At 66.5% G+C, this 17,070-nt stretch carries 14 protein-coding genes; 3 read left to right on the top strand and 11 right to left on the bottom strand.

Features of this window, described 5'->3' with window-relative positions; all coding sequences use genetic code 11:
• Positions 1–140: 140 nt before the first annotated feature.
• Both JIM95_RS04390 and JIM95_RS04385 read left to right on the top strand, forming a co-directional pair.
• Entirely contained in the window at positions 141–1,661 is a 1,521-nt protein-coding gene (locus JIM95_RS04390; protein WP_267164830.1) for a CCA tRNA nucleotidyltransferase, read from the top strand.
• Positions 1,654–2,259 carry a YqgE/AlgH family protein gene (locus JIM95_RS04385; RefSeq protein ID WP_200258417.1) on the top strand — a complete coding sequence of 202 codons (606 nt, stop codon included), beginning with the start codon at positions 1,654–1,656 and terminating at the stop codon, positions 2,257–2,259. Before JIM95_RS04390 ends, JIM95_RS04385 begins: the two co-directional genes overlap by 8 nt.
• A 32-nt stretch (positions 2,260–2,291) precedes the next feature.
• Here the strand turns inward: JIM95_RS04385 and JIM95_RS04380 are convergent, their stop codons facing one another.
• Positions 2,292–3,332 carry a bile acid:sodium symporter family protein gene (locus JIM95_RS04380; RefSeq protein ID WP_200258419.1) on the bottom strand — a complete coding sequence of 347 codons (1,041 nt, stop codon included), beginning with the start codon at positions 3,330–3,332 and terminating at the stop codon, positions 2,292–2,294.
• 104 nt (positions 3,333–3,436) lie between these two features.
• Here JIM95_RS04380 and JIM95_RS04375 point away from each other — a divergent pair, with 104 nt between their 5' ends.
• On the top strand, positions 3,437–5,584 hold the full coding sequence (locus JIM95_RS04375) for an MMPL family transporter (RefSeq protein ID WP_200258432.1): 2,148 nt from the start codon (positions 3,437–3,439) through the stop codon (positions 5,582–5,584).
• Between the two features lie 122 nt (positions 5,585–5,706).
• On the opposite strand, the gene JIM95_RS04370 is transcribed toward JIM95_RS04375, so the two are convergent.
• The 10 genes from JIM95_RS04370 to JIM95_RS04325 all read right to left on the bottom strand — a co-directional run bounded on the left by JIM95_RS04370 (position 5,707) and on the right by JIM95_RS04325 (position 16,551).
• On the bottom strand, positions 5,707–6,108 hold the full coding sequence (locus JIM95_RS04370; protein ID WP_234034588.1) for a Rieske (2Fe-2S) protein: 402 nt from the start codon (positions 6,106–6,108) through the stop codon (positions 5,707–5,709).
• Positions 6,109–6,210: 102 nt separating this feature from the next.
• Complete coding sequence (locus tag JIM95_RS04365; RefSeq protein ID WP_200258436.1) at positions 6,211–7,821, bottom strand: hypothetical protein; 1,611 nt, start codon at positions 7,819–7,821, stop codon at positions 6,211–6,213.
• Complete coding sequence (locus JIM95_RS04360; protein ID WP_248232391.1) at positions 7,818–8,696, bottom strand: ABC transporter ATP-binding protein; 879 nt, start codon at positions 8,694–8,696, stop codon at positions 7,818–7,820. The genes JIM95_RS04365 and JIM95_RS04360 overlap by 4 nt, the downstream gene beginning before the upstream one ends.
• 15 nt (positions 8,697–8,711) lie before the next feature.
• Positions 8,712–9,578 carry a MerR family transcriptional regulator gene (locus JIM95_RS04355; RefSeq protein WP_200258439.1) on the bottom strand — a complete coding sequence of 289 codons (867 nt, stop codon included), beginning with the start codon at positions 9,576–9,578 and terminating at the stop codon, positions 8,712–8,714.
• Between the two features lie 152 nt (positions 9,579–9,730).
• Complete coding sequence (gene trpA / locus JIM95_RS04350; RefSeq protein ID WP_200258442.1) at positions 9,731–10,570, bottom strand: tryptophan synthase subunit alpha; 840 nt, start codon at positions 10,568–10,570, stop codon at positions 9,731–9,733.
• A complete protein-coding gene (gene trpB, locus JIM95_RS04345) occupies positions 10,567–11,805 on the bottom strand; it encodes a tryptophan synthase subunit beta (protein WP_200258714.1) in 1,239 nt (412 codons plus the stop codon). The genes trpA and trpB overlap by 4 nt, the downstream gene beginning before the upstream one ends.
• Positions 11,806–11,837: 32 nt before the next feature.
• Positions 11,838–13,304: a bifunctional indole-3-glycerol-phosphate synthase TrpC/phosphoribosylanthranilate isomerase TrpF gene (trpCF, locus tag JIM95_RS04340; protein ID WP_234034589.1), complete on the bottom strand. Its 1,467-nt coding sequence runs from the start codon at positions 13,302–13,304 to the stop codon at positions 11,838–11,840.
• Positions 13,297–14,319, bottom strand: coding sequence for an anthranilate phosphoribosyltransferase (trpD, locus tag JIM95_RS04335; protein WP_200258445.1), 1,023 nt, complete (start codon positions 14,317–14,319; stop codon positions 13,297–13,299). The genes trpCF and trpD overlap by 8 nt, the downstream gene beginning before the upstream one ends.
• The gene (locus JIM95_RS04330; protein WP_200258448.1) at positions 14,306–14,974 is read right to left on the bottom strand and encodes an anthranilate synthase component II; all 669 of its coding nucleotides are present in this window, start codon (positions 14,972–14,974) and stop codon (positions 14,306–14,308) included. The genes trpD and JIM95_RS04330 overlap by 14 nt, the downstream gene beginning before the upstream one ends.
• Positions 14,971–16,551 carry an anthranilate synthase component 1 gene (locus tag JIM95_RS04325; RefSeq protein ID WP_200258731.1) on the bottom strand — a complete coding sequence of 527 codons (1,581 nt, stop codon included), beginning with the start codon at positions 16,549–16,551 and terminating at the stop codon, positions 14,971–14,973. Before JIM95_RS04325 ends, JIM95_RS04330 begins: the two co-directional genes overlap by 4 nt.
• Between the last annotated feature and the right edge of the window lie 519 nt (positions 16,552–17,070).

Here is a 17,070-nt window from a genome sequence, read left to right as displayed (position 1 = left end):
TCGTAACCCGCCGGACACCCGCGTGGTACTCCGACCCGCTGCGACCGGATCCCGTCCATCGCCGGTGGGCTGCTCCCGGCCCGCCCGGGCCCGCCTCCGCGCGGTTCCGGGGCCCCGGCCCGCCGGGTAGACTCGACCGGGTGAAAAACGAGGAAGCAACAGGACACCCCGGCCAGCGTCCCGGCACCGACACGGGAACGGTATCCGCGCTCGCAGATGCGGAGAAGGCTCTCGACGCACTCAGGCCCGTGCTGCAGCCTCTGGCGCAACGTTTCGCCGACCACGACGTCGCGCTCTACCTTGTCGGAGGATCTGTCCGGGACGCGTTGCTCGGTCGGCTCGGAACCGATCTCGACTTCACCACCCCCGCCCGCCCTGATCTCGTCAGGAAGATCCTCGACGGCTACGCGGACACCGTCTGGGACACGGGCATCGATTTCGGGACGCTCTCGGCGGAGAAGGCCGGAAAGCAGATCGAGATCACGACCTTCCGGTCCGACACCTACGACGGCCAGAGTCGAAATCCCGAGGTCAGCTACGGTGACACCCTCGAGGGTGACCTGATCCGGCGTGACTTCAGGGTCAATGCGATGGCTGTCGAGCTGCTTCCCGACGGATCCTTCCGGTTCCACGACCCCGTCGGCGGACTCGCGGATCTGGCGGTGGGCGTCCTCGACACCCCGGCGACACCGGAGCAGAGTTTCAACGATGACCCGCTGAGAATGCTGCGTGCCGCCCGTTTCGTCTCACAGCTGGATTTCCGGCCCGCGGAACGGGTGCATTGCGCGATGAGTGCGATGGCCGGTCAGATCGGCAGGATCACCGTCGAGCGGGTTCAGGCGGAACTCGACAAGATGATGCTCGGTCGGGTCCCCTGGCTGGGTATCGATCTGATGGTCGACACCGGTATCGCGGACATCATCTTCCCCGAGATCCCGGCCCTCCGACTCACCCAGGATGAGCACCGCCAGCACAAGGATGTCTACGCCCACTCGCTGCAGGTCCTCCGCCAGGTCATGGACAGGGAGGAGGACGGCCCCGATCTCGTCCTCCGGTGGGCGGCCCTGCTCCATGACATCGGCAAGCCCGACACCCGGGCCTTCAACGGGGACGGGGCCGTCACCTTCCACCAGCACGAGGTCGTGGGGGCGAAGCTCGCCCGACGACGCCTCCGGGCACTGAAGTACCCGAAGCACGTGATCAACGAGGTCAATCAGCTCGTGTTCCTGCACATGCGGTTCCACGGCTACGGAGAGAGCCGATGGACCGATTCCGCCGTCCGTCGCTATGTCACGGACGCCGGGGACCAGCTGCAACGGCTGCACAAGCTGGTCCGCGCTGACGTCACCACCCGGAACCGTCGGAAAGCGGAACGTCTCGCCCGGACGTACGATCACCTCGAGGAGAGGATCGCGGAGATCGGGCAGAAGGAGGATCTCGCCCGCGTCCGACCGGATCTGGACGGCAACGAGATCATGAAACTGCTCGACATCTCCCCCGGTCCGGATGTCGGTAGGGCGTGGGCTTTCCTGAAGGAGCTGCGTCTGGAACGCGGCCCCCTCGGACACGATGAAGCGGTGGAGGCGCTACTCGCCTGGTGGCGTGGGCAGAGCGGTGGAACCGCCGCACCGGACACGACGGAGGATCGAGACAATGAGTGAGCTTTTCGGAGACCGGCTCTTCAACGCCCTGGAGCGCACGGACCCCGCCCCCGGCATGCTCCTCGTCGCGGCCCCCGGCCTCGTGGCGGGTGAGTTCACCCGGAGTGTGGTGTTCGTCATCGAACACGGGGACACCGGTACGTTCGGTGTGAACCTCGTGGCGCGCAGTGAACTGGCCGTGGACGAGGTCATGCCGGAATGGCTGGCGATCACCGCCAAGCCGAAGGCCCTGTACGTCGGCGGTCCCCTCTCCCGCGACACGGTGCTCTGTGTCGGGGTGACGAAGAACGGGGTCGATCCCTCGGACAACCCGCAGTTGACCCGCTGCGCGAACCGCATCGTGTACGTCAACGGCGCCGCCGATCCGGCGGAGCTCGCGACCCAGCTCGATGGCGTCAGACTCTTCGCCGGTTTCGCGGAGTGGGCACCGGGGCAGCTCGACGAGGAGATCGCGCGGGGTGACTGGTACATCGCGCCCGCCCTGCCCGGCGACATTCTCGCCCCCGGGCCGGCCGACCTCTGGAGTGACGTCATGCGTCGACAACCGGCACCGCTGCCCGCTTTCGCCACGTTCCCCGTGGATCCGAGAGACAACTGACGGTCTCCCACCGACTTCAGCCGGTCGATGTTTCACGTGAAACCACCGGGGAACGGTGGGCTGTCCGGTGGAGCGTCAGGTTCGGTCAGTCGTCCCGCGACGGGTTCCGACTCCGGTTTCCCCGCAGCGTAGTGCGACGCCAGGGCGGCGCACATCATCAGCTGAATCTGGTGGAAGATCATCAGCGGCAGAATGAGCAGGCCGAGTTCCCCGGTCCCGAAGATGACGGCGGCCATCGGCAATCCGGTGGCGAGGGACTTCTTCGTTCCACAGAACTGGATGGCGAGGGTGTCCGCCCGGTTGAACCCCAGGCGTTGTGCGCCGAACCGCGTGAGCCACAGCATGAATGCGACGAGGACGACGGAGAACAGCACCACCCCGATCAGATCCAGCGGTGTCACCCGGGACCAGATGCCCTCCTCCATTCCCGCCGAGAACGCCGAGTAGACCACCATGGTGATGGAACCACGGTCGATGATCTTCGTCGCGGAATGGGACACGATCGATCTGATCCACGGCCGCGCGAGCTGCCCCAGGAGGAACGGCAGCAGGAGCTGGACCGCGATGTCGAGGAACACCTGACCGCTGACATGGACATGACCCCCCTGGCTCATCAGCAGCATCACCAGGATCGGGGTGAGGACCACCCCGAGCAGATTCGACGCCGAGGCACTGATGATGGCCCCGGCGACGTTACCCCGGGCGATCGACGTGAATGCGACCGAGGACTGGACGGTGGACGGAACCAGGGTCAGGTACACGATCCCCAGGAACAGGCCCGTCGGGAACAGGTGCTCGAAGGGCATGAGCGCCACACCGATCAGCGGGAAGACCACGTAGGTGAAGGCCAGGATGGCCGTGTGCAGCCGCCAGTGGCGGAGACCGGCGAGAGCCTCGGTGGGTGAAAGGCGCGCTCCGTAGACGAAGAACAGGAGCGCGATCGCGAGCTTCGTCGCCACGGAGAACACCGTCGCCGCCTCACCCCGGACGGGCAGCAACGCGGCGAGGAGAACGGCGAGGAGAATGAGGACGATCAGCGGGTCGAGCCGCGGGCGCCTGATACGACTGAGCATGGTCACAGTCTAGGTGGCGCCCCGGAACCGGACAGTCTTCCGGGAGACCGCGTGGATCGCATCATCTGCTGCACATCGTCGCTGTCCTGTGGAAACATGGGCTCATGAACACCAACCGTCCCGAGTCCCCGGTATCCGCAGCGCGAACGACAGTGGACCGGGCGGCGCCCGTCGCGGCAGACCCCCCGTTCGTGGCGAAGAAAGGCGTGGCATGGGCCACGATCCTCGGGTTTCTGCTGCTTTTCGCGGGACTGCAGTTCCTGAGTGCCGGAGCCGGAGACTCCGACGGGGCTCCCCAGGGTCTGCCGGGCACAGCCGAGTCCGCCCGGGCCGGGCAACTCCAGGAACGCTTCCCGGGCGGCGACAACCTGCCCGCTGTCCTGGTGTACTCCACCGACGGCACGCTGGGCACCGAGCGATTGAAGGCCATCGACGGATCTGTGGAACGCCTCGCGGGCATGGATCTACCCGATGGGCGGGCGCTGCGACGTGCGGGTCCGACGGTGCCGCTGTCGGAGCGGGCCGCGCAGGCCACGGTCCTCCTGCCGGCGGACCTGAACGGCTTCGGACTCAACGATGCGGTGACCGAGCTCCGGTCGTCCGCCCGGGAGGATCTTCCCCGGGGTGTCCGCGTCGAGGTGACCGGACCGGCGGGCTTCGCGGCCGACACTGCGGCGGCGTTCTCGGGGGCGAACGTCACATTGCTCGCTGTCACCGCCGCGGTGGTCGCGGTACTGCTCATTCTCACCTACCGCTCCCCCATTCTCTGGCTCATCCCCCTGGTCGTCGTGGCGCTCGCGGACCGGGCCGCCGCCGCGGTCACCGCCTGGCTCTCCTCCACCACGGGGTGGTTCGCCAACGACGGCTCAACAGCGGGAATAACCTCCGTGCTGGTGTTCGGTGCCGGAACGAACTATGCGCTGCTGCTGGTGAGCAGGTACAGGGAGGAGCTGAGGACGCGGCCGTGCCACCGGCAGGCCCTGGGTTGTGCGCTTCGGGGTGCCACCCCGGCCATCCTGTCGTCGAACCTGACGGTCGTGCTCGCACTGCTCACCCTGATCGCGGCGACGGTTCCGGCGTTCCGGAGCCTCGGTATCTCGAGTGCGATCGGTCTGCTGCTCGCCCTTCTCTTCGCACTCGTTCTCCTGCCCGCACTGCTCGCGGTCTGTGGCCGGGGGCTGTTCTGGCCGAGGGTTCCCCGTGCTGACGGACACCCGCAGACAGACGACGGTGGAGTTTTCGGGCGGGTCGCCGGGGCGGTCGCCCGACGTCCGGGCGCCGTACTCGCCGTGATGGTCCTCGTCCTCCTCTGCATGAGCGCCGGTCTCACCGCTACGCGATTCGGCTTGTCCACGACCGAACAGTTCCGGACCGACTCCGAGGCCGTCGCAGGACAGCGGACCCTCGCCGAGAACGCCCCCGCGGGCGCGTCTGCGCCGCTCCTCGTCATCGCGGACGTCGATGCGGTGTCGGGGATCAGAGACGAAATCAGCGCACACCCCGACCTCACCGTGCTCGGACCGCCGGTGGAGAGCACCGACGGGGCGCTCGCCCGGCTCACGGTTCTACCGGACGCGGAACCCGCCTCGCCCCGGTCCTTCGAGCTGATCCACGAGACCCGGGACATCGCACGCGCGGCGGACCCTGATGCCGTCGTCGGTGGTGCGGCAGCCCGGGATCTGGACAGCCGTGACGCCACCCTGAGGGATCTACGCGTCTGCGTACCCCTGATCCTGCTGGTGGTGTTCCTGGTTCTCGTGGTGGTGCTGCGTGCCGTTCTGGCCCCGCTTCTGCTGCTCGCGGCGGCGGCACTGTCCACCGCCGCCGCCCTCGGTGTGGGCACCTGGATCTCCGACCACGTTTTCGGGTTCCCGGGCCTGGACACGGCCGCTCCCCTCTATTCCATCCTGTTCCTGATCGCACTCGGGATCGACTACACGGTGTTCCTCGTGCTCCGTGCCAAGGAGGAGAGCGAGGGAAGGGGCGTCCGACGTGGGATGGTGCGCGCGGTGGCGCTCACCGGTGGGGTGATCACCTCGGCCGGTATCGTTCTGGCCGCGGTGTTCGTGGTACTCGGGGTGCTCCCCCTCATCACCCTCACGCAGGTCGGCATCATCGTCGGCTTCGGCATCCTGCTCGACACCTTCCTGGTCCGGACCCTCGTCGTGCCGGCACTCTTCGAGCTCATCGGTGAGCGGATCTGGTGGCCGGCGCGGTCGGCGGAACCCGTGGCTGCGGGCACCACGGAGTAGGCGAAGGACGACCGAAGAACCAGGGCCCATGGGCCCTGGTTCTTCTGCATTGTGCTGACGGCCGATTCCGGCGCCGATGTTCCACGTGAAACATCGGCCGCGGTGGGACCGGGTGGCCGCGACTAGGATGCGGTGAGAGTGGTCCCGGCGGCGCTGAGCTCGGCCGGATCCAGCGGCGCCCGTGCGGGCCCCTCGACGACGCTCCCGTCCTCGATGCTGAACACGGAGTTGTGCTTCGGGCAGCGGACCGTGTCGCCCTCGACGACCTCCACCTTCGCGCCCTGATGGGGGCAGACGGTCGAATAGGCGTGGAAGACACCTGACGTAGGCTGCGCGATGATGAAGTTCCCCACGACGACCGCACTCCCAACCGGTACGTCCTCCGCCTCCACTGACGCGGGAGTCTCCTTCCCGCCGCATGCGGCGAGGACGGCGCCGGCGAATGTCGTGGCGGTCCCGACCAGGAACAGGCGGCGGCTGCAGGAGGGTGTATGGGTGTTCGGGGAAACATCTTGGCAGCTCATGGGCCCAGTATCTCCCATCCGGACAGCTGTGTCACAAACGGTGAGGCTGACCTATCTCCTCCGGTGCCCGCCGACGGTACGGGTCATCATCCACCACCCGGATCACCTGATCTCCCGCCGGGATGCAGCCCCGGCACCGGCAAGGGTGCACGCGACGCCGATGGCGACCAGCAGAGTGGTCGTCCACCCGGTTTCGGAGACATCGGTGCTGGTCGGGGTGTGGCTGAATACCGAGACATCGATGACCCAGTCCGGTGCGTTGAACACGGGCCCGAAGATCCAGATCAGTGCGCAGACGATGAGCGGCAGCCAGGCTTGTGTCGCGAACCGGGGACTCGCTCCAACCAGCAGCAGCGCGATTCCGGTAAGGGCTGCCGCGGGGCCGATCTGGGTGAGGAAACTCACGGTGATCGCCGTCGCGGTCTCCCCTGAATCGTCGGCACCCGGGATCCCCCCGATGAGACCTCCGACTGTTCCGAGCACCACGAGCAGAATCACCGTCACCCAGCTTGACCGGGCGATGGAGCGGTACGGGGCTCCACGGGAGACACCACACGATCGGATCAGGTCCACTGTGCGGTGGTTCTCCTCCGACCTGAAGCGGAGCGATGTCTGGATACCCGCTGCCCCGATCAGAATTCCGATCTGGGCCGCGCAGTAGGCGAAGAAGGAAGGCACGACATCGCCGTTGCCGAAGATCGTCCCGACCCGTTCGGCCAGCGCCGTCTGTTGCCCGTCGACGGTGAGAGAATCGATCACGGTCTGGAGGAGTGAACACAGTACCACCGCGAACACCACGACCGGGATCAGCCAACCGATCCTGGTGCCACGGTCGAGTACCCGGCGGAGTGCAACCAGGCCGTTCAGGTGGCGGGGCGCCTTCGGCTTGGGGTCTCCGAACGTGATCACCGGCATTCCGAACTCGCGGCGTTTCTCCACCGCCACGAGTCCGAGGCTGAACGCGAGACACAGGATCGTGAGGCCGCCTAGGGCCGCCCAGTTGTTCGAGTCGTAGGGCGACGCAATCGCGCGCCAGCCCAGTGGGCTGGCCCAGTTGAGGTGCGGAAGATCCCGACTGTCCGCCACCGCGCGGATGATGAATTGAACAGCGAGGGCTCCGAAGGCCGCACGCCGGAGGTTCGCGGGATCCCGGACGAAGAACGTGCACGCCGCGGTCAGGAACGCTGTTCCGAGGACGGCCAGGAGGACGGTTGCGCCGAGAACCAGGGAGCCCTCCAAGGGAAGATCCCCGACAGCCGAGTTCGCGGCGATCATCACGGCGCTGGTGCCCGCGGCGAGGAACAGACCGCCGATTGCTGCGGTGGTCAGGGCAGCCGCGGGTACGGATCCGGGGCGAAGGCCCGTCGCACGGATCAACTCACCGGCTCCGGCCTGTTCCGGTCCCCTGAAGAGCCCGGTCACGAGCAGTACCGTCATTACTCCGGCGAGCAGTGTGAGGAGCGCTCCGCCCTCGAGCGACACCAGCTGCCCGAGTGAACCACTCTCGGGTGCCCGACCGTACATCGCCTCGATGACGGCATTGCCCCGGAAGGCGTCGGCGGCGAGCTTCCGGGACGCGGGATCCGGGTACTGGTTGTCGTATCCGGGAGGCAGCGCCCCGATCAATCCCAGGAGCGGGATGATCCACAGCAGAAGAAAGCGGCGACGCAGTCGGAGATTGAATATCGTCAGGGACAGTGTTTCGGTGATCATCGTTCCTCCGCGTAGTGGCTGAGGAAGATGTCCTCCAGCGATGCCGGTGTGCTCGTGATGTCGTGACCGCCGCTCTCGATGATCCGGTGGAGGAGTTCGGTGCTCTCCTCCCGGTCGACGGTCGCGGTCAGCCGGGATCCCTCCACGGTCACCGCCGCGAGAGAACGGAAGGCTTCGGGTACTCCCCCGTCGAACTGCGCGGAGACATGATGGGCCGAAATCTGTTTGAGATCGTCGACCCGGCCCCTCAGTACCACCCTGCCTGATTTAATCACTGTGACGGAATCGCAGAGCTTCTCCACCTCATTCATAATGTGACTGCTGAGCAGTACGGTCGCTCCCCTCTTCGCCTCCACGGTGAGTTGTTCCGCGAAAACCTGTTCCATCAGTGGATCGAGTCCCGAGGTGGGCTCGTCGAGGATCAGAAGATCCGCGCCCGTTGACAGAGCGGCGACGAGGAGAATCTTCCGCCGGTTACCCGTGGAGTAGTCCCGGTTCCGGCGGTTGACGTCGAGCTGGAAAACCTCGATCAGCTCCTCCCGTCGCGCCTTGTTCACACTTCCGCCCCGAAGCTCACCGAGAAAGTGGATCGTCTCCGCTCCGGTGAGCTGCGGCCACAAGGTCACCTCGGCGGGCACGTACGCCACGCGGCGGAGCACCCCCGGGTCTGATCGTGGATCGCTCCCGAGGACCCGGACTCTCCCGGAATCGGGGTGGAGCAGTCCGAGCAGGATTCTGATCGTGGTTGATTTTCCGGCGCCGTTGGGCCCGAGGAAACCGTGGACGCTCCCCTCCTCCACCTCCAGGGTGAGCTCGTCGAGGGCGCGGACGGTGCCGAAGGTCTTGGAGATGCTCTCACAGAGCAGTGGTTTCACGTGAAACTCCCTTGTTTATCGAGCGGTTCTGGAGTGTGTGGGGGTGTCATCGGGTTCGGGGCGGGACGGGGCGATTTCCGCGATCCGGGTACACAGGCGGCGGATTCTCGCATCCACGTACCGTGCCTCTACCGGGTCCGGGAAAGCGAGGAGTACGAGCTGCCGTGCGGGCTCCCGTTCAAGAGATCGGAGGTGCCGGGAAATGGCCTCTATGGTTCGCCGGTCACCGATTGTCCGCAAAACGTCAATGAAGTGGTCGGCGGTTGCTTCGGCTGTTTCGATGACCGCTTCGGGATCCAGCTGATGGATGCGGGCGAAACGGTTGATGTCGTCCCGGAATCCCTTCAACGTGGATTCGTCGAGTTCGGACACCGATTTGAACACGTCACCGGGTATCAGGCCGCGGTGGAGAAACAGCTGAATGAGTTGTTTCTCTCTTCGGATGAGTGCCATGGAACGCTCATCGTCCACCCCTGCGGTCAAACGAGCATAGAGGTCGTCGAGCTGGCTGGGAAGCGGAGGAATCAGCTCGAACTGCGTCTCTGTTCGTTTCCCGACGCACCGGTCCGGCAGCATCGAGCGGAGGCTCCGGAGGCGTTCCCGCTGTTTCTCCAGATCAGCTATCTGCTGATTGATGGAGTTCTCCGTGGCCTGGAGTTCCCGGGCCACATCGATGCGGTCGTCCGCGATGAGGGTCTGGATTGACGCGAGCGAGAGGCCCGATCGACGCAGGTGACGTATTCTCTCGACCCTGATGAGGTGTTCGAATCCGTAGTCCCGGGGGCCGTTACCTTCGGGTACCGGGAGCAGGCCTACCTGGTGGTAGTAGCGGATGGTCCGCACCGTGGTGCCGGTGTGCTCGGCCAGCTCTTTCACCCTCATGCCTCAATGGAACACTGTGACGTTACGTCACGGTCAAGGGCCCACAGAAACTGTGATGAAGCTGATATCGCACAAGATACCGCTCCGTGCCTGTGGCGGACATGCGAGGACCCCATGTTTCACGTGAAGCATGGGGTCCCTCGGTGCCGGGTCTATCGCCGGGTCGCGGCTTTCATATCGGCCGTGAAATCGCGCAGCTCTCCGAGGAGAGCCGGGAGATCGTCGACGGTACGGGTTGCCGGAGAAGCGCCGGAACAGTGCCGCTCGATGATCCGCGTGATCGCGGAACCCGAGATCGCACCGGCGGCACCGGCGTCAATGGCCGCCCGAACGTGTTCGGGGGTGGAGATCCCGAACCCGAGCAGGGCGGGGGCTCCGCCGAAGCGCCGCAGGTTGGCGACCACATCGGCGAGGCCGTCGGTGCTGGAGGCATTCTCCGCTCCGGTGACACCGACGCGGGAGACCGCGTAGATGTAGCCGCGGGAGTGGGCCGCGACGCCGGCGAGGGTTCGCTCCGAAGCGTGGGGCGGGGCGATGAAGATCTGGTCGACACCGGCTTCCTCAGCGGCCGCGGAGAACGCCGCGCCCTCTCGGACGGGAACATCCGGGATGAGCACCGAGTCTGCACCGGCCTCCGACACGGAGGCGTAGAACTCCCCGCTCCCCCGGGCGAAGGGAACGTTGCCGTAGATGAGCAGTCCGATGGGGAGATCCGGCCACGTGTCGCGGATACGGCGGATGATCGAGAACGAGGTGTCCACGTCCACACCGGCGTCCAGTGCCCGGATGTGGGCGGCCTGGATCGTGGGGCCGTCCGCGACCGGATCGGAGAACGGCACACCCAGCTCCAGGGCGTCCGCCCCGCCCTCGACGAGGGCACGGACGATCTCGAAGGAGGTTTCCGCGTCGGGATCACCGAGCATGACGAAGGGAACGAAGGCTCCCTCCCGGGCGGCGTCGAGACGCTCGAACAGTGCGGGATAGCGGCTCATCGGTTGTCCTCCATGACGAGTTCGGGGTGATCGGCGAGGGTACGACGGACGTGATCGACGTCCTTGTCGCCCCGCCCGGAGAGTGAGACGAGGATGGTGATCTCCCGACCGTCCTCCTCGGCTGCCGCGGCGCGCTTGAGTGCGTAGGCCAGCGCGTGCGAGGACTCAAGAGCGGGGATGATCCCCTCGTATCGGCTGAGCAGCTGAAAGGCCTCCAGCGCCTCCGCATCGGTGATACCGACGTAGGTTGCTCGCCCGGATTCGTGCAGATACGCGTGCTGGGGTCCGACACCGGGATAGTCCAGGCCGGCGGAGATGGAGTAGCTCTCCTCGACCTGCCCGTCCGCCGTCCTCATCAGGTAGGAGCGGGCACCGTGGAGGATGCCAATCTTCCCGGCGTGGATGGGCGCGCCGTGGCGTCCCGAATCCAGGCCCTCCCCCGCTGGTTCCACCCCGACGAGTTCAACGGACTCCTCATCGATGAAGTCGGCGAACATGCCGATGGCGTTGGATCCGCCGCCGACGCAGGCCGTCACCACGTCCGGCAGTCCGCCGGTCCGTTCGAGCATCTGCGCCTTCGCCTCGGTCGAGATGATCCGGTGGAACTCACGGACGATCGTCGGGAAGGGATGCGGACCGGCCGCGGTGCCGAGGAGATAGTGGGACTCGTGGAACGTGGCCGTCCAGTCGCGGAGCGCCTCGTTGACGGCGTCCTTGAGAGTGCCCGCCCCTGAGGTCACGGGAATGACCTTCGCGCCCATCAGCTCCATCCGGTAAACGTTGGGCTGCTGGCGCTGGACATCCTCGGCGCCCATGTAGATGACGCACTCGAGGTCGAGCAGGGCGCACGCGAGCGCCGTGGCGGTGCCGTGCTGGCCGGCACCGGTCTCCGCGATGATGCGGGTCTTTCCCATCCGCTTGGCAAGCAGCGCCTGTCCGATGACCTGGTTGGTCTTGTGTGCACCGCCGTGGACGAGATCCTCACGCTTGAGGAAGATGCGGGCCAATCCCCGACCTCTTCCTTCCAGCGGCAGGTTCGAGCATTCCGTCAGCGGGGTGGGTCGACCCAGGTAGTCGCGGAGGTAGTCGGCGAGTTCCGTGCGGAACCCGGGGTCGTCCATCGCGTCGACGAAGGCCTGCTCCAGCTGGTCGAGCGCGGGAATGAGCAATTCGGGTACGTACTGTCCACCGAACTGGCCGAAGTAGGCGGGCAGAATGGTCGCTCCCCCGGACATGTCCGGGGTCGTCGAGTGGTGTTCGGGAGGGGTCATTTCTCTACCGCCTGTTCATCGTTGAAGGTGCGTATCGTGGTGAAGGCCGAGGCGAGCCGCGCGGTGTCCTTGTGCCCGGCCCAGGCCGCCGCATCCGGTCCGTATTCGAGTGCTGAATTCAGGTCGAGTCCCGCGCAGCCGACGTCGAGGGCGTCGCGGAGATTGTCCACCCCGATGCCGCCGGCGAGGAACGACCGCTGTTTCACGTTCTCCGGGATCATGGTCCAGTCGAACGCGGTTCCCGTGCCGCCCGAACCGGAGTCCAGGACGAACCTGTCGACGAGTGGTTCTCCCTCGGCGAGTGCGGAGACGGTCTCGGCGGCGTCGCGTGTCGACATCGAGACGGCCCGCCACAGTTCCACGTGGTCGGGAAGCTCGGTCCGGATACGTCGGATCAGTTCGCCTTCCTCGTCGACCGTGCCGAGGGGGCAGTGGACCTGAACCGCCGCGACGCCCTCGATGCAGAGCTCACCGTAACCGGAGGAACGCCGGCTGACCGCGACGTAGCGCAGCCCGGGTTCCGCTGCGATGATCGATTCCGCCGTACCCGCGTCCACCGCGCGGGGAGAGTTCTCCTCGAAGATGAGCCCACCGTAGACCGCACCGGCCGCGCGGGCAGCCTGCGCGGCACCCGGTGTCCTCAGCCCGCACACCTTGTTCGGACCGTAGACGAGTTCCCGCGCGGCGGCGTCGATGTCGGGCTCACCCGTGAGCTGGGAGCCGACGAGAAAACCGTTCACGGGTGCCCCGATACGACGGACCGTCGCGTTGTCCCGGATCCCGGACTCGGCGATGAGCACGGCGTCATCCGGGGCGAGCGACGCGAGGCGCGCGGAACGGCCGAGATCGATGCTCAGGTCGTGGAGATTTCGGTGGTTGATCCCGATGATCCTCGCGCCGAGGTTGCGTGCGCGGTCCATCTCCTCCTCGTCGACGACCTCGGTGAGGATGTCGAGGCCGAGTCTGTCGGCTTCGCCGGCGAGGCGTGTGTAGGTCTCATCGTCGAGGACCGACAGCATGAGGAGGATCGCGTCGGCGCCGAAGTAGCGGGCGGCGTGGATCTGCACCTCGTCGATGATGAAGTCCTTGCACAGGACCGGAAGGTGCGTGGACATTGCCACGGTTGCCAGGTGATCGTAGTCGCCACCGAATCGGTCGGGCTCACAGAGGACGGAGATCCCCGAGGCGTAGCGGGAGTAGATCCGCGCGATGTCGCCGGGCTGGTAGTGCTCACGGATGAGCCCCAGCGACGGGGAGGCGGACTTGCACTCCATGATGAAGCGGTTGGTCCCCCTACCCCGCTCGGGCAGGTCGCCGCCGAGGCTGGCGACGAGGCTGCGGGTTGAGCGGGGCAGCGCCTCCGGGTCCACGTGGCTGATGCGGTGGCGGATGCCCTCGAGGTGCACCCTGCGGGCGGTGACTATCCCCTCGAGGACCGTCGGCATCGAATGGGTGTCAGGCATAGTCCGCCTCCTCGTGGGTCGCGAGCCAGTTCTCAACCGTCTTGTCGGCGAGAAGCTGCTTCGCCTTCGTCACACCGTCGGCGATGGTGTCCGTGTCACCGTTGAGGTAGAACAGGGCACCGGCGTTGGCGGTGATCGCGTCCAGATGGGCGTCGGGACCTGTCCCGGCGAAGGCGGCCCTGAGGTGGTCGGCGTTCTCTTCCCCGTCGCCCCCCGTGAGGTCTTCCAGGGAGTGCGTGCGCACCCCGAGGTCCTCCGGGGTGAGTTCGTAGTCGGTGACGGTGCCGTCGCGGAGCTCCCAGACGGTGGTGGGCCCGTGGACGGCGATCTCATCGGTCCCCGAGCCGTGGACGACCAGTGCCCGGCTCCGGCCGAGTTCACGCATCACCTCGATGATATCGGGTCCCAGTTCGGGACGCGCTATCCCCATCAGCTGGAGCTGGGGTTTGGCCGGATTGAGCAGCGGGCCCAGGATGTTGAAGATCGTGGGAACCTTCAGTTCCTTGCGCACGGGCATGACGTGGGCGATCGCCGGGTGGTAGGCGGGCGCGAAGAGGAAGGTGAAGTTGGAGGCCCGGAGCTGACGTTCCGCCCGTGCCGGATCGAGGTCGAGGGGGATGTTGAGTGCCTCGAGGACATCGGCGGACCCTGACCTGGAGCTGACGGAACGGTTGCCGTGTTTGACCATCGTCACTCCCCCGGCTGCGGCGACCAGTGCCGCCGCGGTGGAGATGTTGATGGTGTTGGCGCCGTCGCCGCCGGTGCCGCAGGAGTCCATGACGCCTTCCCCGGTGACGGGGAAGGGTCGTGCCGCGTTGATGAATGCCTGGGCCGCTCCGGTGATGTCGGAGACGGTTTCGCCACGGGTGCGCAGGGTCGCGAGGAGCGCGGCGATCTGGGCGGTTGAGTAGGAACCCGTCGTCAGCGGATCGAAGACGGCTCGGGCCTCCTCGACAGAGGGATCGCTGTTGTCCAGGTAGGCGGTGAGCAGTGTGCTCGGATCAGTGTGGGTCATCTGTGGTTCCTTCTCGGTTCTGGGTGAGCAGCGTTTCCACGCTACGGGTGAGGATGTGGGGGCCGGAGGGGCTGAGCACCGATTCGGGGTGGAACTGCAGTCCGAGGGCGGTTCCGTCGACGGTGCGGGCCGCCATGGTGACCTCCCCGATCTCCGAGGGGCAGGTCGCGAGGGACACCATGCCGTCCGGGATCGTGGTGCAGCCGAGTGAGTGGTATCGGGCGATGGGGACCTTGCGTCCGGTGACACCGGGAAGGTCCGGTCCCGCGTCGACGGTGAGACCGCGGAACACGGGACTGTCGAGGCCCTCGTCCGTCAGGGTCATCAGGTCCGACGTGCCGTGGACGGGTCCGCAGGGCTCGACCCTGCCCCCGTGGTGGTCCAGGAGGGCCTGGAATCCCAGGCAGATCCCGAGGAGCGGAATCCGCCCCAGAACGGCGTCGATCAGCTCCATCATCGTGCCCGCGTCACGGGGATGCCCGGGCCCGGGTGACAGGCAGATCAGGTCGGGGTCACTGTTGAGGATGGTGGCCACGGGCACGGTGTTCCGGTAGACGGTGCAGTCGAATCCGGCGACGGCGAAGGCGTCGACCAGGTTGTAGACGAAGGAGTCCTGGTTGTCGATGAGGACGATGTGGGGTTGCGTGTCAGTCACCGGATGACCTCCAGGTTCGCGTCGGCGGCGAGGGCGATGGCGTTGAGGACGGCGAACGCCTTGTGCAGTGATTCATCGGCCTCGGCCTGCGGTTTACTGTCACGGACGACCCCGGCCCCGGCCTGGACCACGGCTCGACCGTCGCGGACGAAGGCCGACCGGATGACGATGCAGGTGTCCATGTCGCCGTTTCCCCGCAGGTAGCCGACGGCCCCGCCGTAGGAACCCCTCCTCTTCCCCTCGGTCTCCCGGAGGAGTTCCATGGCGCGCAGTTTCGGTGCCCCGGTCAGCGTGCCCATGTTCATGCAGGCACGGTAGGCGTCGAGGGCGTCGAGTGTCGGGTCCAGGTCCGCGGTCACCCGGCTGACCAGGTGCATGACCCTGCTGTACCTGTCCACCTGGAGGAGGTCGGCCACCCGTCGGGTGGCGGGTACGGCGACGCGGGCGAGGTCGTTTCGTGCGAGATCGACGAGCATGGTGTGCTCCGCGATCTCCTTGGCGTCCGTGCGGAGTTCGAGTTCGGCCCGGATGTCCAGTTCGTCATCGACGCTGCCATCCGGATTGAGCCCCCGGGGTCGGGTCCCGGCGATGGGGTACAGCTCGACCTGACGCGTCGCGGCCGTGAACTTGAGGTTCGATTCCGGCGACGCACCGAACAGCTCGTAGGGTTCGCCGTCGGCCCGGCCCCGGACATAGAACATGTACGGACTGGGGTTGGTGGCCCGCAGGGCCCGGTAGGCGGCGAAGGCGTCGGGACACGGGGCGAGGAAGCTCCGCGCCGGAACCACCTGGTAGATGTCGCCCACCTCGATGTTCTTCTGGAGGCGGGTCACCTGCTCCCGCACCGTCGCGTCGTCGGTGTCGGTGGTGATCGTCAGCGTGTCGGTGTGATGCGCCGTGGGTACGTAGGCGTCGGCGTGATCGGGTTCCGCTGATTTGATCGCCTCGGCCAGCTTGGCGAGTTCTTCGGCGAGGCGGGTCGCCTCCGTCTCGCCCACGCTGACGCCGACGAGTTCAGCTGTACCGGACTGGTGGTCGATGGTGAGGAGCACCTCGGCCACGAGGAACTGGTAGTCCGGATAGGTGTTCTCGCCCTGCGCGACTCCGGGTAGGGACTCGAAGGTCTCGATGTAGTCGAAGGCGAATCCTCCGGCGATGAACGGGAGGGCGCCCCCTTCATCCCGGTAGCCGGGATCCTGCTGGAGTCGCCGCAGTGGCTCAATGGTGGAGATCTCGGTGAGCCGGCGGCGTTCGTCGAGTTCCGTCCCCGCGGGGAAGCGGAACGAGACCCGGCCCTCTCCCCCGTCGGACGAGGGGGTCTCGGCCACCCGGTCGGCCAGAGCCTCCCGGAGACGTTTCACGTGAAACATTCCGGATTCCGTGAGCGGTCGGGCGTAGACCGTGTTCCCACGGCAGGTGACCCGGACCGAGCCACGGAGGACCGCGACCGACGTGAGACCCTGCTTCGAGGTGATGTCTGCGCTCTCGAGAAGCACCGAATCGTCGACGGAGGTACCGCCCAGGAAGGCGAAGAGAGTTGAGGCGTTCTCGTGGTAGCGGACGGGGACCCGGTGGATGGTCGCGCCGGGAACCGGGGGTGGGGATGTTGCCCCGTCGGTGGTGGAGCCGGTGTCAATCAACTCGAATGGCCTTCCTGTGTTGTTGGGGTCGGGAGGTTCGGCCGCGTCACCCCGGGCGTTCTTTCTCCGGTGGGTCTCCGGCGGGTACCGGCATGAAGAAAGGCTCGCTGCTTGGGGTTCAAGCGGGCGAGCCCTCGGGTGTTCGATTCTGACGGTGAAAAGACCGTCGCCTACATTCCGCGGCTCGCCTCGAAAGCGTGCCACCACCACTGGGTGTGAAGGGTTACGGAAATGTTGGACATGGAGAACAGTTTAGCACCGGTCGCGGCCGCGTGTGCAAGCATCCAGGCACGGCACATCATCCCGTCGGGGGTGCGTCGGGGTCGACTGTGGAGGCGTCGCAGGAGCGATATGTATCGGTATCGGTTTTCAGTAGATGCGGTATTCACGCGGACCCGGGCTATGGGGTCGAATAACGTCGGTGACGTAAAAACGGTGTTGAGTCTCCTCTAACAC

The sequence above is a fragment of the Corynebacterium antarcticum genome (genome assembly GCF_016595285.2).
GTDB lineage: Bacteria > Actinomycetota > Actinomycetes > Mycobacteriales > Mycobacteriaceae > Corynebacterium > Corynebacterium antarcticum.
Note: the sequence above shows the minus strand (reverse complement) of the source record. Positions and strands in the feature narration are given on the sequence as shown.

Coding starts and splice junctions, on each gene's coding strand:
- trpD (WP_200258445.1), bottom strand. CDS start 14,319: ATGACCCACACTGATCCGAGCACACTGCTCACCGCCTACCTGGACAAC.
- JIM95_RS04380 (WP_200258419.1), bottom strand. CDS start 3,332: ATGCTCAGTCGTATCAGGCGCCCGCGGCTCGACCCGCTGATCGTCCTC.
- JIM95_RS04370 (WP_234034588.1), bottom strand. CDS start 6,108: ATGAGCTGCCAAGATGTTTCCCCGAACACCCATACACCCTCCTGCAGC.
- trpB (WP_200258714.1), bottom strand. CDS start 11,805: ATGTCCGGGGGAGCGACCATTCTGCCCGCCTACTTCGGCCAGTTCGGT.
- JIM95_RS04355 (WP_200258439.1), bottom strand. CDS start 9,578: ATGAGGGTGAAAGAGCTGGCCGAGCACACCGGCACCACGGTGCGGACC.
- JIM95_RS04385 (WP_200258417.1), top strand. CDS start 1,654: ATGAGTGAGCTTTTCGGAGACCGGCTCTTCAACGCCCTGGAGCGCACG.
- JIM95_RS04365 (WP_200258436.1), bottom strand. CDS start 7,821: ATGATCACCGAAACACTGTCCCTGACGATATTCAATCTCCGACTGCGT.
- trpA (WP_200258442.1), bottom strand. CDS start 10,570: ATGAGCCGCTATCCCGCACTGTTCGAGCGTCTCGACGCCGCCCGGGAG.
- trpCF (WP_234034589.1), bottom strand. CDS start 13,304: ATGCCTGACACCCATTCGATGCCGACGGTCCTCGAGGGGATAGTCACC.
- JIM95_RS04375 (WP_200258432.1), top strand. CDS start 3,437: ATGAACACCAACCGTCCCGAGTCCCCGGTATCCGCAGCGCGAACGACA.